This is a genomic window from Shewanella zhangzhouensis, assembly GCF_019457615.1.
In the GTDB taxonomy this organism is placed as follows: Bacteria; Pseudomonadota; Gammaproteobacteria; order Enterobacterales; family Shewanellaceae; genus Shewanella; species Shewanella zhangzhouensis.
In genome coordinates this window covers 4,396,967-4,416,783 of the sequence record NZ_CP080414.1, presented here as the reverse complement: position 1 = coordinate 4,416,783, position 19,817 = coordinate 4,396,967, and the positions used below count along the sequence as shown (strand labels likewise).

22 protein-coding genes are annotated in these 19,817 nt (G+C 54.6%); 11 read left to right on the top strand and 11 right to left on the bottom strand.

What is annotated here, in order from left to right; genetic code table 11:
* Positions 1 to 26 precede the first annotated feature (26 nt).
* Positions 27 to 632 carry a DUF2238 domain-containing protein gene (locus tag K0H63_RS19565; protein WP_220066135.1) on the top strand — a complete coding sequence of 202 codons (606 nt, stop codon included), beginning with the start codon at positions 27 to 29 and terminating at the stop codon, positions 630 to 632.
* 50 nt (positions 633 to 682) lie between these two features.
* Here the strand turns inward: K0H63_RS19565 and K0H63_RS19560 are convergent, their stop codons facing one another.
* Positions 683 to 922, bottom strand: coding sequence for a hypothetical protein (locus K0H63_RS19560; RefSeq protein WP_220067961.1), 240 nt, complete (start codon positions 920 to 922; stop codon positions 683 to 685).
* Between the two features lie 294 nt (positions 923 to 1,216).
* Here K0H63_RS19560 and K0H63_RS19555 point away from each other — a divergent pair, with 294 nt between their 5' ends.
* The gene (locus K0H63_RS19555; RefSeq protein ID WP_220066134.1) at positions 1,217 to 1,543 is read left to right on the top strand and encodes a hypothetical protein; all 327 of its coding nucleotides are present in this window, start codon (positions 1,217 to 1,219) and stop codon (positions 1,541 to 1,543) included.
* A gap of 70 nt (positions 1,544 to 1,613) precedes the next feature.
* Here K0H63_RS19555 and K0H63_RS19550 read toward each other — a convergent pair whose 3' ends face one another.
* Entirely contained in the window at positions 1,614 to 1,946 is a 333-nt protein-coding gene (locus tag K0H63_RS19550; protein ID WP_220066133.1) for a thioredoxin family protein, read from the bottom strand.
* Positions 1,947 to 2,102: 156 nt separating this feature from the next.
* On the opposite strand from K0H63_RS19550, the gene K0H63_RS19545 reads away from it, so the two are divergent.
* On the top strand, positions 2,103 to 2,540 hold the full coding sequence (locus tag K0H63_RS19545) for a DUF6491 family protein (protein WP_220066132.1): 438 nt from the start codon (positions 2,103 to 2,105) through the stop codon (positions 2,538 to 2,540).
* Positions 2,541 to 2,558: 18 nt separating this feature from the next.
* On the opposite strand, the gene K0H63_RS19540 is transcribed toward K0H63_RS19545, so the two are convergent.
* From K0H63_RS19540 to K0H63_RS19510, 7 genes are all read right to left on the bottom strand, one after another.
* Positions 2,559 to 3,497: a sensor domain-containing diguanylate cyclase gene (locus K0H63_RS19540; RefSeq protein ID WP_220066131.1), complete on the bottom strand. Its 939-nt coding sequence runs from the start codon at positions 3,495 to 3,497 to the stop codon at positions 2,559 to 2,561.
* 514 nt (positions 3,498 to 4,011) lie between these two features.
* On the bottom strand, positions 4,012 to 4,437 hold the full coding sequence (locus tag K0H63_RS19535) for an Hsp20/alpha crystallin family protein (RefSeq protein ID WP_220066130.1): 426 nt from the start codon (positions 4,435 to 4,437) through the stop codon (positions 4,012 to 4,014).
* Positions 4,438 to 4,598: 161 nt separating this feature from the next.
* On the bottom strand, positions 4,599 to 4,781 hold the full coding sequence (locus tag K0H63_RS19530) for a hypothetical protein (protein ID WP_220066129.1): 183 nt from the start codon (positions 4,779 to 4,781) through the stop codon (positions 4,599 to 4,601).
* Positions 4,782 to 4,954: 173 nt separating this feature from the next.
* Positions 4,955 to 5,167 carry a hypothetical protein gene (locus tag K0H63_RS19525; RefSeq protein ID WP_220066128.1) on the bottom strand — a complete coding sequence of 71 codons (213 nt, stop codon included), beginning with the start codon at positions 5,165 to 5,167 and terminating at the stop codon, positions 4,955 to 4,957.
* A gap of 78 nt (positions 5,168 to 5,245) precedes the next feature.
* The gene (locus K0H63_RS19520) at positions 5,246 to 6,382 is read right to left on the bottom strand and encodes an ABC transporter permease (RefSeq protein ID WP_220066127.1); all 1,137 of its coding nucleotides are present in this window, start codon (positions 6,380 to 6,382) and stop codon (positions 5,246 to 5,248) included.
* On the bottom strand, positions 6,379 to 7,113 hold the full coding sequence (locus tag K0H63_RS19515; protein ID WP_220066126.1) for an ABC transporter ATP-binding protein: 735 nt from the start codon (positions 7,111 to 7,113) through the stop codon (positions 6,379 to 6,381). Before K0H63_RS19515 ends, K0H63_RS19520 begins: the two co-directional genes overlap by 4 nt.
* Positions 7,114 to 7,116: 3 nt before the next feature.
* Entirely contained in the window at positions 7,117 to 8,640 is a 1,524-nt protein-coding gene (locus K0H63_RS19510; protein ID WP_220066125.1) for an alpha/beta hydrolase, read from the bottom strand.
* 90 nt (positions 8,641 to 8,730) lie between these two features.
* On the opposite strand from K0H63_RS19510, the gene K0H63_RS19505 reads away from it, so the two are divergent.
* The 5 genes from K0H63_RS19505 to K0H63_RS19485 all read left to right on the top strand — a co-directional run bounded on the left by K0H63_RS19505 (position 8,731) and on the right by K0H63_RS19485 (position 13,692).
* Positions 8,731 to 9,102 carry a GntR family transcriptional regulator gene (locus K0H63_RS19505; RefSeq protein ID WP_011761680.1) on the top strand — a complete coding sequence of 124 codons (372 nt, stop codon included), beginning with the start codon at positions 8,731 to 8,733 and terminating at the stop codon, positions 9,100 to 9,102.
* Positions 9,103 to 9,112: 10 nt separating this feature from the next.
* On the top strand, positions 9,113 to 9,967 hold the full coding sequence (locus tag K0H63_RS19500) for an ABC transporter ATP-binding protein (protein ID WP_220066124.1): 855 nt from the start codon (positions 9,113 to 9,115) through the stop codon (positions 9,965 to 9,967).
* Positions 9,964 to 11,205, top strand: coding sequence for a hypothetical protein (locus K0H63_RS19495; RefSeq protein WP_220066123.1), 1,242 nt, complete (start codon positions 9,964 to 9,966; stop codon positions 11,203 to 11,205). The genes K0H63_RS19500 and K0H63_RS19495 overlap by 4 nt, the downstream gene beginning before the upstream one ends.
* Positions 11,206 to 11,384: 179 nt before the next feature.
* Positions 11,385 to 13,178: an AMP-dependent synthetase/ligase gene (locus tag K0H63_RS19490; protein ID WP_220066122.1), complete on the top strand. Its 1,794-nt coding sequence runs from the start codon at positions 11,385 to 11,387 to the stop codon at positions 13,176 to 13,178.
* 115 nt (positions 13,179 to 13,293) lie between these two features.
* On the top strand, positions 13,294 to 13,692 hold the full coding sequence (locus K0H63_RS19485) for an acyl-CoA thioesterase (protein WP_220066121.1): 399 nt from the start codon (positions 13,294 to 13,296) through the stop codon (positions 13,690 to 13,692).
* An 86-nt stretch (positions 13,693 to 13,778) separates the two neighbouring features.
* Here K0H63_RS19485 and K0H63_RS19480 read toward each other — a convergent pair whose 3' ends face one another.
* The gene (locus K0H63_RS19480; RefSeq protein ID WP_220066120.1) at positions 13,779 to 15,962 is read right to left on the bottom strand and encodes an OsmC domain/YcaO domain-containing protein; all 2,184 of its coding nucleotides are present in this window, start codon (positions 15,960 to 15,962) and stop codon (positions 13,779 to 13,781) included.
* Positions 15,963 to 16,209: 247 nt separating this feature from the next.
* Here K0H63_RS19480 and K0H63_RS19475 point away from each other — a divergent pair, with 247 nt between their 5' ends.
* Complete coding sequence (locus K0H63_RS19475) at positions 16,210 to 16,956, top strand: transporter substrate-binding domain-containing protein (RefSeq protein ID WP_220066119.1); 747 nt, start codon at positions 16,210 to 16,212, stop codon at positions 16,954 to 16,956.
* Between the two features lie 81 nt (positions 16,957 to 17,037).
* On the top strand, positions 17,038 to 17,340 hold the full coding sequence (locus K0H63_RS19470; protein ID WP_220066118.1) for a hypothetical protein: 303 nt from the start codon (positions 17,038 to 17,040) through the stop codon (positions 17,338 to 17,340).
* A gap of 1,004 nt (positions 17,341 to 18,344) precedes the next feature.
* Here the strand turns inward: K0H63_RS19470 and K0H63_RS19465 are convergent.
* Complete coding sequence (locus tag K0H63_RS19465; protein ID WP_220066117.1) at positions 18,345 to 18,827, bottom strand: MarR family winged helix-turn-helix transcriptional regulator; 483 nt, start codon at positions 18,825 to 18,827, stop codon at positions 18,345 to 18,347.
* 109 nt (positions 18,828 to 18,936) lie between these two features.
* Here K0H63_RS19465 and K0H63_RS19460 point away from each other — a divergent pair, with 109 nt between their 5' ends.
* Entirely contained in the window at positions 18,937 to 19,812 is an 876-nt protein-coding gene (locus tag K0H63_RS19460) for a DMT family transporter (RefSeq protein ID WP_220066116.1), read from the top strand.
* Positions 19,813 to 19,817: the final 5 nt, after the last annotated feature.

Below are 19,817 nucleotides of genomic sequence, written 5' to 3'. Positions count from 1 at the left end.
TCTCTTGATTAAATTGAGGTTTCTCCATGGTAAGGATGCTTTGGTTGTTGGTGTTTTTTGCCGTATTCCTCTGGTCGGCGGTGGGCCCATTTGACCGCTTTACCTGGTTTTTGGAAGTGGTGCCCGCACTGATAGGGTTTGCAATTCTTGCGGCTACTGAGCGGCGTTTCCCTCTCACGCCCCTGGTGTATGGCCTTATCCTTATTCACTGCGTGATCCTGATGGTGGGCGGCCATTACACCTATGCCGAAGTGCCGCTGTTCGACTGGCTGAAAGAGCCCATGGGCTGGGAGCGCAATAACTACGACAAAGTGGGCCATTTTGCCCAGGGCTTTATCCCTGCCATGATTGCCCGTGAACTGGTGTTGCGACTGGGGGTAATGACCAGGGGCAACTGGTGTAATTTCTTCGTGGTGTGCTTCTGCCTGGCGTTGAGTGCCTTTTACGAACTCATCGAGTGGTGGGTGGCCATTGCAAGTGGCGAAGGCGCCGAGGCCTTTTTGGGGACTCAGGGTTATGTGTGGGACACCCAATCCGACATGGGCTTCGCTTTACTTGGCGCCATAGTGGCCTTGCTCAGTTTAAGCCGCTGGCATGACCGCCAGTTGACGGCTCTGAAGCAGCCAAACTGATAGCCGCACACCTTCAAAACCGCCTTCGGGCGGTTTTTTGCTTTTCAGTGTCAGTCGTTTTCGTCGTCTCCGCTGGGAGAGGCCTTGTTTTTGCGTTGCTCCTGCTTGGCTTCATCGAGCTGTTTCAGGGATTCGGTGGGGATCGGAAAAAGCGATATCAGCGGGAAAAATGCCAGAAAGAGATAGGCGCCTTTGGGCATGTTTCTCGCCCAGCGGTACAGGCGCCACATCAGCCAGGGCAATACAGCCAGCATGAGTATGACAAAGCCAATCAGCGGCAGCTCATCCATGGTCTATTTCCCTTTTGCAGTTGGCAATATGTCCTTATGGCTTTGATATGGTGCTGAATCGTCAACTATCAAGTGGACGCTGCCTTATAGGCCGCGCAGTCCGTTGCAGCGTCCGCCTGTCCGGACGGACAGCCTTGAGTGTCCGCTGCCGGTGAACGGACAACCGGGGAGAGTGTCCGGTTTTGTTTAGATTTTAAAAAATCAATCATAGTCAGTGTGTTACATGTTTGGCACGGGAGTTGATTCAGTCAGTCTGTCCAACAGGGACGAACAATTCACTCAAGGAGTTTTGCCATGAATCATCTGACCATAAAAAATCTGACCGTAAAAAGCCTGCTGCTGGCCAGTTTGTGTGTGACGCCGTTTTGCCAAAGTGCAGAAGTCGGCCATCTGGAACAGGATATTCGCGATGGTCTCAGACAGGCACAGAAGCAGGGACTGGTGAGCGAACAAAGTGATATCCGCATCGAGCAGAGCCAATCTGTTTCAGCGCTGACGTCCACGATGTCAATAGACTCCATGGCCGATAGCCGGGTGCAGATGCAAGCCCTGCCGTTGGAGTCGGTCAGCCGTTTGTTGCCGGATTCATTCGATGGTGTTTCGCTAACAGCGAGGGATTAAGCATTATGAAATCTGCTTATGCCGCCGGAGCCGTGACTCTCCCATGGCCCGGTGGTGACAGGCAGAGTCGTCAGCTAAAACACAGGGAATAGGGCCGCTCAAGCAAGTTTTTGATATCGGCCATGGAAAACACCCGCGCCAACTCACCAAAACTGTCCCCATGGAAAAACACTCTGACAACCGGCAGTGAGAACACCCCAAGCTGTCCACAAAGCACTGCCCCTGAGGCCTGGCAATCGATATAGGCCAGCGTCATGGCAGGGAACTCCGTTGCAAGCAAAGCGGCAATTCTTGGCTTGAGCGCCTGGCATACGCCGCAGTCTTTTCCGCCAATCAACAGCAATAGCCCCGGATGTTGCGCAAGTGCCTCGGCCAGTTGTTGCGGCGTTTCCAGCGTAAGCATGTCAAAGTCTCTCAATCTGCATGTGATAGCGCATTTTGCCACAGTTTTTATAAGGCGGCCTGGATGCAATTTGACACTATGAGCTGACTGTATCCCTTCGGTGTTGGCGCTACACTGAATGTCTACAAAGCTTGGTATTCCATAGGGAGATGCCTGATGAAAAGTGCGCGTAAATCCATTGCAGTGATGAGTTTGTTCTTCTTGCTGCTGGCCTGTTCAAGCAATCGCCTCAGCCGTGATGAGTGGGAGTTGAAGGTGAACGACTCCATTAGCCAGTGGCAACTGGAAAGCGTGAAAAAAGTGAATACTTTCAGGCTCGACAGCTGGGCCAGTTTGGGGGAAAAGCATCTGATCCTGCGAACCAGTCCCGGCAAGCCGTATTTGGTTGAGCTGGATGCCCGGTGTCCGCAACTGCACTTTGCCAGGGCGCTGATGCTTGATCAGGCCATGTCCACCAGTTTGGATGCGGGCTTTGATTCGGTGTTTACGGCCCAGGAGCCCCATATAAAGTGCCGGATAAAGACCATCTATCCCCTCAACAGGGAGCAGGATAAAGCCTTACTGGCGTTGGATAAGCAGGTCGCTGAGGACTAAACCGCCACTCCCAGGCGCTTAACAGGACAGCAGCTTGCAGCAATTCCTTCCTGCCGCTTTGGCCTGATAGAGCGCAGAGTCGGCCAGGGAACAGAGAGTGTGTTCCTGCTCCATTTGCTGCCCCGGCTCCAGGGTCGCGATGCCGAGGCTCGACGTCAGCTGCAGCCCATCTTCTAGTCTGATATTCAGGTTTTCGATAGCGGCGCGCACCTTTTCGGCAAGCCCGAGCCCCGCGGCGGCGTTTGTATTGCCAAGCACCAGTGCAAACTCATCACCACCAAAACGGCAGGCCAGATCTGTGGGGCGTTGACACACCGACAAGAGCACCTGACTGACCTGCTGTAAATGCTCGTCTCCCACCAGATGGCCGAAATGATCATTGCAGGCTTTGAAGTGGTCCAAATCCAGTAAAATCAGGGTGAGTGGGACTTGCTCCCGTTGGCTTCTGCGCCATTCGTTGTGTAAAAAGCTGTTGAATAAACGCCGATTGGCGAGGCCGGTCAGCGGGTCATGCATCGACAGCTTGGCAACCTTCAGTTCCAGCAGTTTTCGCTCGGTGATATTGACATGGGCAATGGCAAAATAGCGCGACGCCAGACCGGCAATTTCGGTCACCCGCATCATAAACCAACGCTGGGTTGTGGGGCTGTGGCAGGGGTATTCAAGGTAAAACTGCGCTCCTTCACCTGCCATCACCCGCCTGATGCCTTCTGCGGCAGTTTTGCTGAATGACTCGGTCGCGCCATCGCAAACCCGCAAGTAGTTGGTACCAAGCCAGTTGTGTCCCTGTGTCATGCCGTTCTCTTCGGCAAACTTGTTCCAGGCAAGGTTGGTGTAGACGATGGTGCCCTGGATATCGATGACAACCACCTGATCTTCAATCGAATTCAGCAGTGCCTGCAGGCACAGGGCGCTGTCGGCAAAGGTGGTTGTCTCAAGCAGAGCGGCATCATTCATTCAATCTTCCCCGGCGGCCGTAACAGTAAACAAGCGGTCAAATGTGAATGAACACCGGCCACCTGGCGTTGTGTAGAGTCGTATTCTTGCCATTTTCGAGTGCGTTGGCACCGTGTGGAACGCTCTCCAGTGACCCTGGCATGTGTGCAAACATGCCAAGCAAAGCCCTCCATGGCAAGAACGCCGGCCGCAATTGTCGATACAGCGCTAATTTGTGGTGTCAGGTTTTCGCACGCTCCCCGGTTCCGCAAATTGTCACCGGTGGAATGTCAGTAAATCAAAGGCCGATACGTTTGGTGCTGGAAGTTATCCGTTGGCCCCTGAGGCGGTTATCTGGTCGCCGTTCCCATAGTTTCGATAGCAGTGACCCGAGGTGCGGGGATAAATTTTTTGATTGAGTGCTTTGGTGAAACGCCTTATTGGGACAAGGCACTGGAACAAGAGAAAGGCGCACATCAGGGATAAACAAAGCGCCGCGATAGCGGCGCTTTTCTTCGTACCATGAGCCATGACTCTAGTGGATATCAATCCGTTGGCAGCGTTCTTTTTTGACCTCTGTCTTTGGCAGGGCCAGGTATAACATGCCGTTTTCGAATCGGGCATCGATGGCAGTATCGTCAACGTTGTCAGGCAACTGGAAGCGGCGGGTAAATTGCCCGTGGAACCGCTCATTCAGATGCTGCTTATCGTCGGTGTGCTCATACTTGCGTTCGCCGCTGAGAACCAGATAGCCATCTTCAACGGCCAATTGGATGTCATCCTTACTGATCTCGGGCATTTCGACTTTCAGCTGATAGCTTTCGGCGTTTTCGCTGATATCGGTCGCAGGTAACCAGTTGCGCTGGCCATTTACCATGGCGGTAGGCCAATGCAACATGGGCTCAAACCGGCGCAGCATGTCGTCGAAAGTTTCAGCAGGATTCCAGGGACGCAGTTTCATGGTGTCCTCCTTACAGACGTCCGTCCTGTCTCACTTCAACGAAGGGGAGAACTACATCTCCCTTGAAAAATTATGGTCTTTACCCGGTGCTTTTCAAGGCTTCAAAGGCCTGTTCGTGTGCCTGGCGTGTCCCGAAATATTGCCAGCCTTGAGTGAGGTTTTCAGCGGTCAGGGGGCGGCTGTTTGACGTTGGCGGAATGGTAGAAGGCAAGTGTCATGGCGACTGTCATGGGCAGGGCAATGGCCAGCCCTGTGATCAGGCTGTCCATGGCAACACCGCAGGCTATGCCTATGGCAAGTCCGGGTCCAAGCGCTGACAGCAGCGCAGTGAATTTGGTTTTCATTGGGGTCGTCCCTGATGCCTGATTGATTCAATGCCGTGCGTCCGGCCTGTATCACATGGCAGTTCATCCGCGTCCAAACAGCCCCACCTCAACCGTCAGAAAGCGGCGCAGTGGCTTAAGCTCTGGACATAAAGTGGTGATTGCTGCGTCCGGCTGTGTAAGCTGTACTCAACTCAGAGTCGGGAGATTTCACGCTTCAGCTCGTAGCCGGGTTCGGTCACTATGGCCTCCAGCGCCGCGATACGGGCCTTGAGGGCGGAATTTTCATCGGACAAGGCTTTTACGTCGATTGGGGAGCGGGTGCGCTGGCTTCGAAAATAACTGGTCAGGACCTGGGCTGCGAAAGCGGCCAGCATGATCAGGGTGACTGCGGTTAACTTATCCATAAGGTGTCTCCTTGATATTTCAGGTGTTCTCTGTGGTTATTGCCGGGGAAGCTCCCCGGCAACCTGGGGCATTGGCCATTACAGACCAAACACCACCTTTTCACTCTTGAGCGATCTTTCCATGGTGAAGGCCAGTACCAGCGCGATGGCCAGGGTCCCGGCCGAAGTCGCCAGTAGCTGCATCATCGGCAAGTCTTTACCCTTTACCAGTTCCATCAGCGCCTGCTGCTGGCCTGAGATAGGCAGCCAGGCCAGCACGTCGGGCGCGATTTGGTAGGTGGAGGCCATGGCCAGCGCCAGGGGCACAAACAGCACCATGGTGAGATAGGACTGCGCCTCTTTAAAGGTTTTGGCCATAAAGGACACGGCCAACTCGAGGCTGGCGGCCAGCAGGGCAACCGGCAGGGCGACCAGCAGCATCACCAACATAAATCTGGGGTCCAGATTGATGGCAAAGCCCAGTTCCTGCCAGGGCACCATGGCGTAGGCAAACTTGGACACGAGCAAGATCAGCACTACCCCCAGGATGGCAAAGCCGGTCACCGCCAGGATTTTCGACCACACCAGCTCGCGGGTGCTGATGGGATGACTCAGCAACAATGCCAGGCTGTTACGCTCACGCTCACCGGCGCTGGTGTCGATGGCCAGGTTCATGCCCGAGATAAACACCGAGTAAATCATGGTGAAGATGGCCAGACCCAGGATCATGCCGCCCTTGGAGTCGGCGGTGGCCTCATCCTGCAGCTCCACATTGAGGGGCTGCACCACCCTTGGGTCAATGCCGCGGGCAATGAGTCTCAGACTGCCCATTTCGGCGCTGTATTGCTGCAGCAATGCCTGCAGGCGGCGAATGGACTTTTGCAGCTTTTCGTCTGAATTGTCGGCCACCAGGGTCACCAGTGCCGCTTCCCCTTTGGCCATTTGCGCCGGATATTCTTCGGCGATCACGAGGCGTATGGGTTTGGCCTGAGTCGCATCGTCGCTGTGGCTGACGCCCTTGCTTTCGAGGTAATGCACCAGATCCTTGGCCTTGGCGGCATTTTCTATCTTGATGAAGAGGTCATCCGGACTGGAGAGCTGATTTATCAGCACCATAAAGAGACCAGACATGATTAGCGGCGTACCTATGGCGTAATAGAGGCCCGCCATCACGGAGCGCTTGTCCCGGAGCGCATCGAGAAACTCTTTGCGCAGCATTGTCAGTATCCGTTTCATGCGGCTATTCCTTCGTCGGTTCCAATCAGTTGAATAAAGGCTTCTTCCAAAGAAGCGTGTCCGGTTTGCTCACACAGCTCGGCGGGGCTGCCCACGGCAACCACTTCACCACGGGCCATCACGATCACCCTGTCACAGAGCGCGGCGACTTCCTGCATCACGTGGCTGGAGAAGAGGACGCAGTGTCCCTGGGCGCGTAAATCACTCAGCATGCCCCTCAGCACCCGGGTACTCATCACATCCAGGCCGCGGGTGGGCTCATCGAGGATGATGTTTCGCGGTTGATGCACAATGGCCTGCGCCAGTGCGGTTTTCATTCTTTGCCCCTGAGAGAAGCCTTTACAACGACGGTCGGCAATGTCCTGCATGTGCAATTGAGCCAGCACCCGGGTGGTGGCCTCATCGGCTGCGCGGCCATTTATGCCAGACAGTTCGGCGAAAAAGCGGATGTATTCCCGAGGAGTTAAGCGCTCGTAAAGGCCAAAGGGATCCGGAAAGAGTCCCAGGGCCTGCTTGGCGATAATGGGCTGCTCGGCCACATCAACCCCATCGATGATGGCATTGCCCTCATCGGGCTTCAGCAAGCCAAACAGGGTGCGCAGACAGGTGGTTTTCCCCGCGCCGTTGGGGCCAAGCAATCCGGTGATCTCACCGTCACGGGCCTCAAAACTAAGGTTGTTGAGCGCCTGTACCTGGCCAATTTTTTTGTATAAGCCATTCACTTTAATCATGATTTATTCCTTATTGGCCAAAGGGCTGACGGCAGGCAGTGGCTCGACCGTACTGGCATTGAGATAAAAACCCCGGCGGATATCCTTTTGCAGGCAGTCTGTGTCCAGCGCATCGACAGCGCCTTCGCTGACAAATTCGGCAATGATGCCACTGGCACAGGATTCACGGGCGATACCATGGCCCGAGTAGGGCGCCACCAGATGGCGGGCATTGGGCATGTTCGCCATGGCCATCTCGGCCCAGCTCGGTGGGGTGGCAGGGTCCAGCTCACCGGACAAGAGGAGCACCGGCAGCTTGGTGTCCACCGCGTCGGCAAAGGAAGCATCCATGGCGGGCACCTGCCAAACGCTGCAGGCTTTTTGCAGGCCATCGAGCATCAGCTTGCCGTAGTAACTCTGTTGCAGGCGCTGTTGCAGGTCGGCATCGATGCGATGCATGTCTTCGCCGCACACCACGGAATTGTGCATACCGGCGGCCAAATCCAGGCTGCCCAGAGTCATGCCGTACAAACCGAGAATGCTTTGATAGTTGCCTTTGGACGCTTCGTGGATGGCCAGCGGCAACAGGGCGCGGGTAGTGGGTGAGTAGAGGGCCAAACGCACTACCCCGGCAAACTTACTGCGGGTGAGCAAAAACTGCTGTGGCTCGCCGGTGAGGGGATGATTAACGCCAATATCCACCGGGCTTTGAGCCAGGCGACTGTGCACGGCGGCCAGCTCGTCGGCCAGTTGCGGGAAGCGCGCCTGACAGGCGGTATTCCCGGCACAGTCTTTAAGCATCAATGCCACTGCACGGTCAATGGCTTCACCAATGGCCAGTACCGATTGCTGCATGGGCACAACACCATCGAGGGTGACGGTTGCCAGCGCCTCAGGGTAGTGGCGCAGGTACAGCTGCCCCATGCGGCTGCCGTAAGACACGCCGTAAACGTGCAGCTTTTGGTAACCCAGTGCCTTTCGCACGGCTTCGAAGTCACTCAGTGCAGTGACACTGCCATACTGGCTGATATCGGCCTCCTGGGTAGCCAGGCACGCGCGGGTTTCGGCAATCATGTCGGCGTTTTCATCGTCGATGGCCAGGGGATCCAGGCCGTTGTCGCTGCAGGCCAGCAAGTTGGAGCGACCGGTGCCGCGCTGATCGATGAGCAGTATGTCACGGGTCTGACGCACCTTGCGGAACATGCTGTTAAAACCTGCGGCATTGTCGATGGCGGATTGGCCGGGGCCACCTGCGATGGCGAGAAACGCCTCACCGGGAAAGCTGGGCTTGATGGCAGGCAAGACGGCGTAGTGGATATCTATTTGTTTGCCATCGGGCTTTGCGGGGTTTTCCGGTACTGTAACCAGGCCGCACAGGGCGCGATCGGAGATGTCCTTCAGATAGCAGCTCTGTGGCCCGTCGCTTGCGGGCCGTTCCAGTATGTCTGTCGCCATGGCATGGCTTTTCATGGCCATCATCGCCAACAGGGCTGCACCGGCAAGCCGGGGAGCCTTGTGGGCAAGTTGGCGTAAATTCCTTAGCTTCATAAGACCTATTTCCTTTTTGCAATCCTGGCCGACTGTGTTAGTTTATAGTGTATCGGTGTATCAATGTATTAATACAGTGATTCAAGGCTAATGTTAGAACTTCTCAATGTCAACCCCTCGAGTGGCGAGCCGATTTACCGGCAGTTGCACGAGCAGATAGTCAGACTCATAGTCTCTGGGCAGTTATCCCCGGAGACAGTGCTGCCGTCTGTGCGCCAGATGGCGGAATATCTGGCGGTTAATCCCATGACGGTATCGCGCGCCATCCAGCAGTTGGTGGATCAGGGCTATCTGGAGCGCCGACGTGGTCAGGCTACCCGGGTGGCTGAGAGCAGCGGCAACCACGCCACCTCGGGGGCGCAGCTGCTGACGCCTGAGCTGGAAAAGCTCTGTCAGCAGGCGCGACAACTGGGCGTAGACCTTGATGAACTTAAATCTCTGCTCGACAGCATCTGGCAATGAGGCCTGAAGGATGGACATGGAACTGATGAACGATGGCCCGCTGCTTGAAATCCGGGGACTGAAAAAACGCTTCGGTGACAAGACGGCATTAAATGGCGTGGATCTCACCCTGGAAAGCGGCATGGTGGTGGGGCTGCTGGGGGAAAATGGCGCCGGTAAATCTACCTTGATGCGCTGTATCCTTGGCCTGATGGACGCCGATGAAGGCGAAATCAGCACCCTTGGACAAGCGCCTGCGACGCTCTCGGCCAGCGCTAAGGCCCGCATCGGTTATGTGCCGCAGCAACACTATGGCTACGAAGGCTTCAGTGTTGAGCGGGCCTTGTCGCTGCATGCCAGTTTTTACCCCGACTGGGACCCAAAGCTTGAGCAGAGCTGGATGAAACGCTTCGGTCTTGACCCCAAGGCGCAGGTAAATCGCCTCAGCGTGGGGCAGCGCCAGTCGCTCGCCATCATCATGGCCATGGCCTACCGTCCAAGCCTGCTGGTCCTCGATGAACCGGTGGCGAGCCTTGATCCATCTGCCCGTCGCCGCTTTATGGGCGACCTGTTTGAGCTGGCGCTGGAGTCGGGGTCGGCGGTCATTTTCTCATCCCATATCACCTCAGATCTGGAGCGGGTCGCCAGTCATGTAGCGCTGCTCAAAGACGGCCAGTTGCTTATTATGGGTGAGCTGGACGCGGTGCGTGAATCGGTACGCTTGCTGACCCTGGCCGAAGGCAGCCAGTTGCCGGGCGCTTATCGGGTGCTTGGGCGACAGGGTAACCGGGTGCTGGTGGATGGCTTCAGCGGTGAATCCTTCCCCGGGCTGCTGGGCGTGGACACTGTGAATCTGGAGCAGCTCTTTATGGAGCTGCACCCATGAGAGCCCTGACAAGCTTTTGGTCGCTCTGGTGTAAAGACGTTGGCAGCGCCAGCTTTATTGGTATGGGAGCCCTGTTTGCTGTGGTGTTTGTGCCCATGGCCTTGGTGCTTGGCAAAATCGACGAGGCGGGCTTTATGTTGAGCTTTGCCATCATCGGCTTTTCCAGCGCTATCGCCTGGCAGTGGAACCGCCTGCACGCCGCCGAATGGAGCCTGATTAACCCCGGTTTTAAGGCCATGGTACGCCAACAGTCATTGGCGCTGATAGGTGCCAGTGTGGCTATCATCCTGGCCAGCTGGGTATGGCTGGATGTGCCCCTTGGCTACGGTGGTCTGGCGCTACTGCTTGGCGCTGGCTTTTTATGGCTTTGCAGTCGCCGACCCGGCAACTTTTATCTGTCCATGGTGGCCTTTTTTGCCATAGTGCTGTTTAAACCCCTGCTGGCGTTGGCGCCCATTATTAACTCCCTGGCCCTGCCACTGGCGTTGTTGGCCTGGATATGGCTGGATGCCAGGCTGTGGCATACCCTATGGCAGCGTGGCGCTGTGAGTATTTACTGTAACGGTATGACCACCGGTGGTTTTTTCCTGCCAAGCTGGCGATGGTTGCAACCAACCCGGGCCGTGGATGCCTGGTTGTTCCCCTTCAGTTATTTCGGTGGCCCGGCCATTAACGCTTTTTTGCTGTTAATCCCTGTGATGGCACTGCTTGTCAGTGTGCTGCTGAAAATAAAGGGCAGCGACACCAGCTTTTTGCACCTGTGGGTACAGTTTTCGGTGATGATGAGCGCCATGGCCCACTGGACCCGCACCATGCGCTGGCATTCTGTGGATGGCCTGCTGATGCTGCCGCTGTTTTCGGGCTGGGATGATTTTTGTCAGCGCTATTATCGCGCTCAGCTGCGTTTTTTACTGCTGACAGCGCTTAGCATGGCGCTGACCGCTGCCGTGGCGATTGGCCTGTTTGCCTTACCCGTTTGGCTGTGGCTGCTCACCATTCTGGCCACCGTCTGGGGGGCGGCGCTGATAATGGCTCTTGGGGTATTCTGTCGTAACAGTTTGCATACTACAGCACTGATGTTACTGATGATTTTACCTCTGGTGACCGTGGATGTTGCCATTCGATTCAGCCTCAAAGGTGAGATAGATAGCGGGCTGTGGCTGGCAGTGAATGCAGGACTTGTGGTGATTAGCCTGCTTTTGATGCGGGCCACCGCAGGACGTCTGCCAAGGGCATAATCCTCCTTAACCCACGACTGTGCCACCCATAAACTCCATGGGTGGCGCTCACTCTTTCGACAATTTTAGAGTAATAACTCTTACCTTTGTGTGTGCCTTGGGCTAGAATGCCGCCAAAAAGAGGAACAGTTGTAAGCCAAAGTGGCTGCAAGGTCCCCGGTTTATCAGGCAGGTAACTCATGTCACTCGAGCAATTTCATCTGGTCAGGCTGCTCAAAGCCAAGACTCAACAAAATCCCGATGCCATCGCCCTGAAAGGCTTCGAAAAGGCCGCTCCCTGGGATGCTGTCAGCCGCAAGACCTTCGATCACAGCAGTGACAGTCTGGCGATGCAATTGATTGCCGGTGGGTTGGACGTGCAGGCCAGGGTGGGTATTATGTCGAACAACTGTCCACAGTGGACGGTTGCCGATGTGGCCGCACTCAAGGCTCGCGCCGTGGTCGTGCCCATCTATCCCACCAGTACCCTCGAGCAGGCGGCTTACATACTCAATGATGCCGAAGCCAGTTGGCTGTTTGTGGACAACGCCGAGCGCTACGGGCTTGCCTGCGAGCTGCGTGCCCTGTGCCCACAGCTCAAGTCGATAGTGGTGTTTGATGACGCTGTGACCCTGGTCCACGGTAGTGACTTCCACCTGAGCCAGCTTTTGATGTCTGCACCCGATGGCGAAGCGGCCAAGGAGTTGGGAACCCGCCTGGCGCAGGCCAATCTGGATGACTTGCTGACACTTATCTACACCTCGGGCACCACGGGGGAGCCCAAGGGCGTGATGTTGCCCCACAGAGCCATAGCTTCCACCATTCGCCAGCACGACAAACGCCTGGCCTTTACTGAAGGTGATGTGTCGCTGGCGTTCTTGCCACTGAGCCATATATTCGAACGCGCATGGAGTTTTTATGTGCTTGGCCGCGGCGGCTGCAATGTGTACCTGACCGACACCAATCGCGTAAAAGAAGCCATAGCGGCGGTGCGTCCTCACACCCTTTGCGTCGTGCCCCGCTTCCTTGAAAAAGTCTACAGTGCGGTGCAGGACAAGTTGTCCCGGGCGCCGGCATCCCGCAAGGCCCTGTTTGCCTGGGCCATGTCAGTGGGTGGGCGCCGCTTTGAAGTGGCTCAGGGCCGCGCCAAAGGTGGCTTGTTGTTATCCCTGCAGGCCAGATTGGCTGACAAACTGGTGGGCAGCAAGATCCGTGACGTGCTGGGTGGCAGACTCAAATTTATGCCCTGTGGCGGTGCGGCGCTTAACACCGATGTGGGCGCCTTTTTCAATGCGGTCAATGTGCCCGTGCTCTGTGGTTATGGTCTCACCGAAACCACGGCCACGGTAACCTGTAATACCCTGGATAACCGGGTGCCCGGATCCAACGGTCAGTGTTTGCCCGAGGTGGAAATCCGCATCGGTGAAAACGATGAAATTCTGGTCCGTGGCGATACCGTGATGACCGGCTATTACAAGCGCACCGAAGATACCGCCAGCGCCTTTGACGATGGCTGGTTTAAAACCGGTGATGCCGGGCGACTGGATGAGGCCGGTAACCTCTTTATTACCGATCGTATCAAGGAGCTGATGAAGACCAGTAACGGCAAATACATCGCACCGCAGCGGGTGGAAGGTGTTGTGGGTCGTTGCCCCTTTATCGAGCAGGTGGCGGTGATTGCCGATGCCCGCAACTATGTGACGGCGCTGATTGTGCCGGCCTATGAGGCGCTCGAAGCCTGGGCCAGGGAGAAAGGGCTGAAGTACGAATCGCCACTGGAGCTTATTCGTCACAGCCATGTGCTGGAGCACTTTGAAGCGCGGCTTAAGCTGATGCAGGAAGGTCTGGCAGGCTTTGAGCAAATTAAAAAGTTCACCCTGCTGCCAGATGCCTTCACTACGGAGTCGGGGCTGATTACCCCTACGCTGAAGCTGAGGCGCAAGGTGATTTATCACAAGTATCAGCGGGAAATCAGTGCCATGTACGGCAACTGAACCCAATGAGATAACAGGCCGCCTTCTGGCGGCCTGTTATTTTCTGTCATGGTCTTGAGAGCCTGATATACTGTTGGCGCCTATTAGAATCAAAATCCAACAGGAACAGTAACCTATGGCACAGTTTGACCTCAGTATTCAGCCCAGATTCAACGAAACCGATGGTTTGGGCCATATCAATAACACGGTGATCCCCGTCTGGTTTGAGGCCGCCCGCGAGCCGATTTTTGCCATCTTCAACCCCGAATTGGACCTGAACCACTGGAACCTGATTGTGGCCGGGTTCACCATCGCTTTTACGGCGCCCACCTATTACGGCAAGCCGGTTGAGGTGGTTTCCCGCATCTCCCGCATCGGTAACTCCAGTTTTGAAGTGCTGCAGCAGAGTTTTCAGGCCGGCAAGATGACCGCCGAAGCCAAAACCACCCTGGTGCATTACGACTACCAGACCGAAAAAAGCGTGGCTATTCCAACCGATATCCGCGAGTTGCTTGGCGCCTACCTCACCGCCTGACGTCAGTTTCCTTGCCAACAAAAAAGCCAACCCAAGGGGTTGGCTTTTTGATGTCCGGTTCTGCGTCAGTAACGCAGAACTGCGAATTACAATCCGGCCAGTTTGGCGCGGGCGGCGTGCAGCTTCTTGTAGCTTTCAATCAAACGCTGATGGCGATCCAGTCCTTCCAGTTTTGTGCTGGTTGGGGTGAGGCCATAGAAACGCACTGAACCTTCCACCGAGCCGATGACCGCATCCATGGTCTCTTCGCCGAACATGCGGGTGAGGTTATGGCGGTAGTCTTCCAGCACGAGCTCATCATCCAGGCTGATTTCCAGTACTGCCGACATGGCCTGATAGAAGAGGCCGCGTTTTACGGTGTTGTCGTTGTACTGCAGGAAGGTTTCGGTCAGTTCCTGGGCCGCTTCAAGCTCGCCCAGCGCCAGGTAGCACAGCAGCTTGAGCTCGAGAATGGTCAGCTGACCCCAGACGGTGTTTTCATCGAACTCGATACCAATCAGGGTGATGATGTCGGTGTAGTTATCCAGCTCGCTCTCTTCTAAGCGCTCAACCAAATCGGCAAGCTCATCGTCACTCAGGCGGTGCAGGTTGAGGATATCTTCACGGAAATCCAATGCCTTATTGGTGTTGTCCCAAATCAGGTCGGTCACCGGATACACCTCTGAGTAGCCGGGTACCAGAATGCGGCAGGCGCTGCCAAGGGCAGTGAATTCAGCGATGTAGGCCTCAAGACCCAGGTCTTCGAGAATGCCGAACAGGGCGGCGGATTCTTCTTCATTGGTGCCGGAGAAATCCCACTCCACAAACTCATAGTCGTGTTTGGCACTGAAGAAGCGCCAGGAGATCACCCCGGTGGAGTCGATAAAGTGCTCGACGAAGTTCTCCGGCTCCTGCACCGCCATGCTGTTGAAGGTCGGCTTTTGCACATCGTTCAGGCCCTCGAAGCTGCGGCCCTGCAGCAGCTCGGTGAGGCTGCGCTCCAGCGCCACTTCCAGGCTTGGGTGGGCGCCGAAGGAGGCAAATACACCGCCGGTGCGTGGGTTCATCAGGGTTACGCACATCACCGGAAACTGGCCGCCGAGGGAGGCATCTTTTACCACCACCGGGAAGCCCTGGGCCTCCAGCGCTTCGATACCCGCCACTATGCTGGGGTACTTGGCCAGCACCTTTTTAGGCACGTCCGGCAGGGCAATTTCTTCTTCGATAATTTGGCGTTTAACCGCGCGCTCGAAGATTTCCGACAGACACTGTACCTTGGCTTCGGCCAGATTGTTGCCTGCGCTCATGCCGTTGCTGAGGAACAGGTTTTCAATCAGGTTGGACGGGAAATATACGGTCTCGCCATCGCTGTGGCGGGTGTAGGGAATGGCGCAGATACCGCGCTCATAGTTGCCCGAGTTGGTGTCCACCAGATGTGAACCGCTAAGCTCGCCATCGTTGTCGTAAATATCCAGGCAATACTCGTCCAGCAGGCCTGCGGGCAGGGAGTCGTCCTCTTCCAGTGGGAACCACTTTTCGTTGGGATAATGCACGAACTCGGCATTGGCAATTTCTTCACCAAAATACTGATCGTTATAGAAGAAGTTGCAGCTGAGGCGTTCGATAAACTCACCCAGTGCCGAACACAGGGCGCTTTCTTTGGTGGCGCCTTTGCCGTTGGTAAAACACATGGGCGAGGCGGCGTCGCGGATGTGCAGCGACCAGACATTGGGCACCAGGTTGCGCCAGCTGGAGATTTCAATCTTCATCCCCAGCTCAGCCAGTTTGGTGGTCATGTTGGCGATGGTCTGCTCCAGTGGCAGATCCTTACCCAGAATAAAGGTGCTGTGGTCGGCATCGGGCGTCACCATCAGCATGGCCTGAGCGTCTTCGTCGAGGTTTTCCACGGTTTCGATAACGAACTCGGGGCCAGTCTGGACAACTTTTTTCACGGTGCAGCGGTCGATGGAGCGCAGAATGCCTTCGCGGTCTTTGTCGCTGATGCTCTCTGGCAATTCCACCTGAATTTTGAACTGCTGGTTATAGCGGTTTTCCGGGTCAACGATGTTGTTTTGCGACAGGCGGATACCTTCGGTGGGAATATCCCGCGATACGCAGTACACCTTAACGAAATAGGCAGCGCACAGGGCGGAAGAAGCCAGGAAGTAGTCGAACGGACTGGGGGCGGAGCCATCGCCCTTGTAGCGAATAGGTTGGTCGGCAACCACTGTGAAGTCGTCAAATTTGGCTTCGAGTCTCAGGTTATCGAGAAAATTAACTTTGATTTCCATGGGATAATTCCAGATGTTGCGGGCAAATGAAGTTGCCCTGCGGCAAGACCGCCTAAAAATTAGCGCAATTATCGGCTTTTTTGCCCCATTAGTCTTGGGTTAATTGTGCAGGCACAAATCAGGTTAAAAGAGGAGGAAGTTTGCCGCAGCGCTGCGATAAGGCGTCCTATACTGAGAACAGGCTTGAGGCCCTGCCCAAGATGGCGCAGCCAACCACTCGAGAGTAAGGAATACCAAGGGGTTAACAGTGGCAAAAATTCGCGAGTTTTATGGAATCTTGCTCGTGCTTATCAGCCTGTGTTTTGGTGTCAGGGGCGAAGAGGCTCCACTGGTGTTTATTAATGCCAGGGATGAAAACAACAGCGGCTATAAATGGTTGCAACTGGTGTATGACGAAGCCTTTAAGCGACTGGGCAAGGAATACGAAGTCCGTATATATCCGGATAAGCGAGGCGAACTTCTGTTGGCACAGGGTGCTGTCGATGGCGATCTCGCCCGAACCCAAGACTTTATCGTGCTGCATCCCAACCTGATTTTGGTGCCTGTGGCGGTGGCATGGAGCAATGTGGCAGCGTTAACCACCAGGGAGGACTTGGTCCTGCAACAGTGGGAAGATCTGGCCCTGTACGATTTAAGAGTGGAATACCGCCGTGGCTCTGTATTGGCTGAGACTCGCCTCGTGCCTCTCATCAAGCCGGAAAATCTTTCCATCGCCAATGACTGGGAGACCGGGATTCGAAAATTACTCGCCGGCAGAACCGATGTGTACGTGGATATGGAGGTCGACGTGATGTCGCTGCTCGCCAGCGGCGCCTTCCCCCACGCGAATCTGAAAATGGCGGGGGTGCTGGAAAAAGTTTACGGCTACCCCATACTGCACCCCAAGAATGCTGCCTTGGCCAAACCCCTGGAAAAGGTGTTGGGAAGCATGACCCGTGAAGGGTTAATTGAGTCCTACCGTCGTCAGGCATTGGAAGTCAGCGGCAGTCCTTAATCCGTTCTATTGGCGTATGACGTGGCTTTATCACCATGCCGGGGAGTATGATGGACCCATAAGCAGTTGGTGGAGTGTGGTATGAGCGGTTTTACGCCCGAGTTGGCAGTTGTATTACTGAATCTGGCGATCATAGTGTTGGCTTACGGCTTGGTATATCCCAGGGTTGCAGGCAGCGATTTTCAACGTATTTCCATCTGCGACCTGGGCGCCTCCGGGTTGGCCCTGCTGACAGTGGGGATGAAATACTGGGGTACAGGTGCAGCCTTTAATTTGCTTTTTACTGAGGTGAATTGGTTCTGGTTTACTTTGGTCAGCTACTTTGTACTCGAGCTGCCAGCCATCTTTTGGTACTTCAAAAAGTACGGAGTGAAACTCTCCTGAGTCTGTTTTTGCGGCCATTCCTGTTTGGTTTATTCCGGCAGGTTTGGATGGCATTACCCCGCATCTCTGGTGATTTATTTTCATCTATTATCGTTGGGTCATATAAGGTGTTCCTGAGGTGCCTGCGGAGCGAGGCCTTCAATCCGCGACTTCCGTTTGTTGCATTCCAGACATCGTGAGCACGTGTTCCACTACCCAAATAAAAACTGACAATCGACCTGATAACTCCTTCGATTCGGTGATTTGCTGTCTGTTAAGTGCTGTAGTTCCATCTGATGCAATGGGTAGGCGTTAGATGACTTCCCAATGATTTATATTGTTTACAGGGTAATTTATTTCATCTATTTAATCATTAATTGATAATTAAAGCGTTGTTTTTAATTCACATTACTTTCTTTGATGATTTGATGGATGCTTTATTTGGTATCGTTCTGCGAGGTTGGGACGATGGGGTTAGCGTGAAACTTCCGTAAATTTCGGACTGGCCTACCGTGCCCGTGTCAGTGTCTCTATTGGCCTTTGACCACTCAGGCCCAAGCTCAAGTCCCAGTGCAGCGATTGAATGAGCCTTCGGACTATGCAGGGCCTCATGCTATTTCACGCCTGGTCTGGCGCCATTTTTGCCTGAGCAACCCAGATGTAAAGAAGAAGTCAAAGCTTAACAGATGAGAGATTTTTATCTGTGGTGCGATGTGCAGCACATCTCCACCTATCGCTTTTTGAGGTGTTTTTGCCAATATGCCAGAGGAGGTATCCGCGCGGTTTTGTCCGTGGTTCACGGATGCCAGCCCGGTGGTAAGGGGGCGGAAGGTGTGCTGATCTCTTTGGGGGACTAAGCCGGATACTGGGTCGGTGCCAGCGGCTTAAATAAAAGAAAAGACTCAAAGGTTACACTTAACACCTCTGCTTGTAAGTCAGGTCATGAGCGCCTAAGCGCAATAAAGTAACGAACAGTTCCGGATACCGCTGATAGTCTGAGCCGTGAATGTGGATCCCAACGACACTTACTCAAAATGAGCAAGCCAATCTTTCAATAGCCGGCTGAGGAGCAGTTGCTCATCCCGGCTCAACTTGGACAGTACCCGATTTTGCGTCTCGACATGACGCGAGAGTACCTGCGCCAGGGTTGAAATTCCCTTGGGAGTCAGACAAACTTCGACACTGCGTCTGTCTTTCTGGCAGTGCTCCCGGGCAATAAACCCCTTCGCTTCCAAGCGGTCGAGTCGGTTGGTCATGGCACCGGATGTGAGCATCATGGCAGACAGCAAATCCGACGGTGTGAGCCGATAGGGAGCACCGCTTCGTCTCAGGGTGGCGAGTACATCAAACTCGCCGGGTTTGAGACCATAGGCCTTATGGCAAAGCGCGATTTCCTGCTCCAGATGTTTGGTGAGTCTTGCCAGACGACCCATGACACCCATGGAAAGGGTATCCATGTCGGGTTTCTCTTTTGCCCACTGCGCCAAAATTTTATCTACGGCGTCCATATAAAATCTCATACTTTCATTAGTATAAAAGTATCTTAGCATAAAGATACTTTACGAAAAGTTTTTTCTGCGTTAGCCTGAAAACAATCTCAATATAAAGATACTTTGTATGAATATAATTTTAGCCCTATTGACTGCGGCCCTGTGGGGAACCACTTATGGGGTGACGCAATACACTTTACCCGACTGGCCGCCCCTGCTTTTGGGGGCAATTCGCGCTCTGCCAGCGGGGGTAATTCTCTGGTGTTTTCGCCCTAAGTTTCCCGTCCGTGATCATGGGTTGGCGCTGCTGAAATTAGGGGCTGTGAACATAGCACTCTTCTTCAGTTTGATTTTTGTCATGGCCCATACCTTGCCATCGGCTATCTCGGGTGTGGGCATGGTGTCCGTTCCCCTGTTTGCGATGATCTTCCAGTTTCTGGTGCTAAAGCATAAGCCTACAGGGCCACAGATATTGGCTGGCGTCTTGTTGTTGGTTTTGGGATTAATGCTCTTTAACCCCGCCAGCTTGACACTGAATCCCGTAGGACTTGCCGCCATGTTTGCCGCAATAAGTTGCATCATTTTGGGTAGTCGTATGACTCAAACCCTGAGTGGCAGGCTACATTGGTGGGATGTGCTGGTGTGGCAATTGATTCTGGGTGGCGCCCTGTTGGCGTTGGTCAGTATCGGTCAGTGGCTAATTGCACCAAGTGGATTTGTGGCTGTGGCAGATGGTATCAGTGGCCGAGAGTTTGCCGGCATCGCCTGGATTGTGCTCTTCAACACTGTGCTTGCTTATGGTCTGTATGTGTTTTTGATGCAGCGGATGAGTATTGTCGACTTTACCTTTGGTGGCATTGCCAACCCCATCACGGGTATTGCCCTGGGTGTGCTGCTGATTGGTGAGCAATACAGCCACACCCAGTACATGCTGATGGCCGGAATGATAGTGTCTTCACTGTTACCCAGTCTGTGGCAGCGCTTTAAACGGCCTGCTAACTGAGCCAA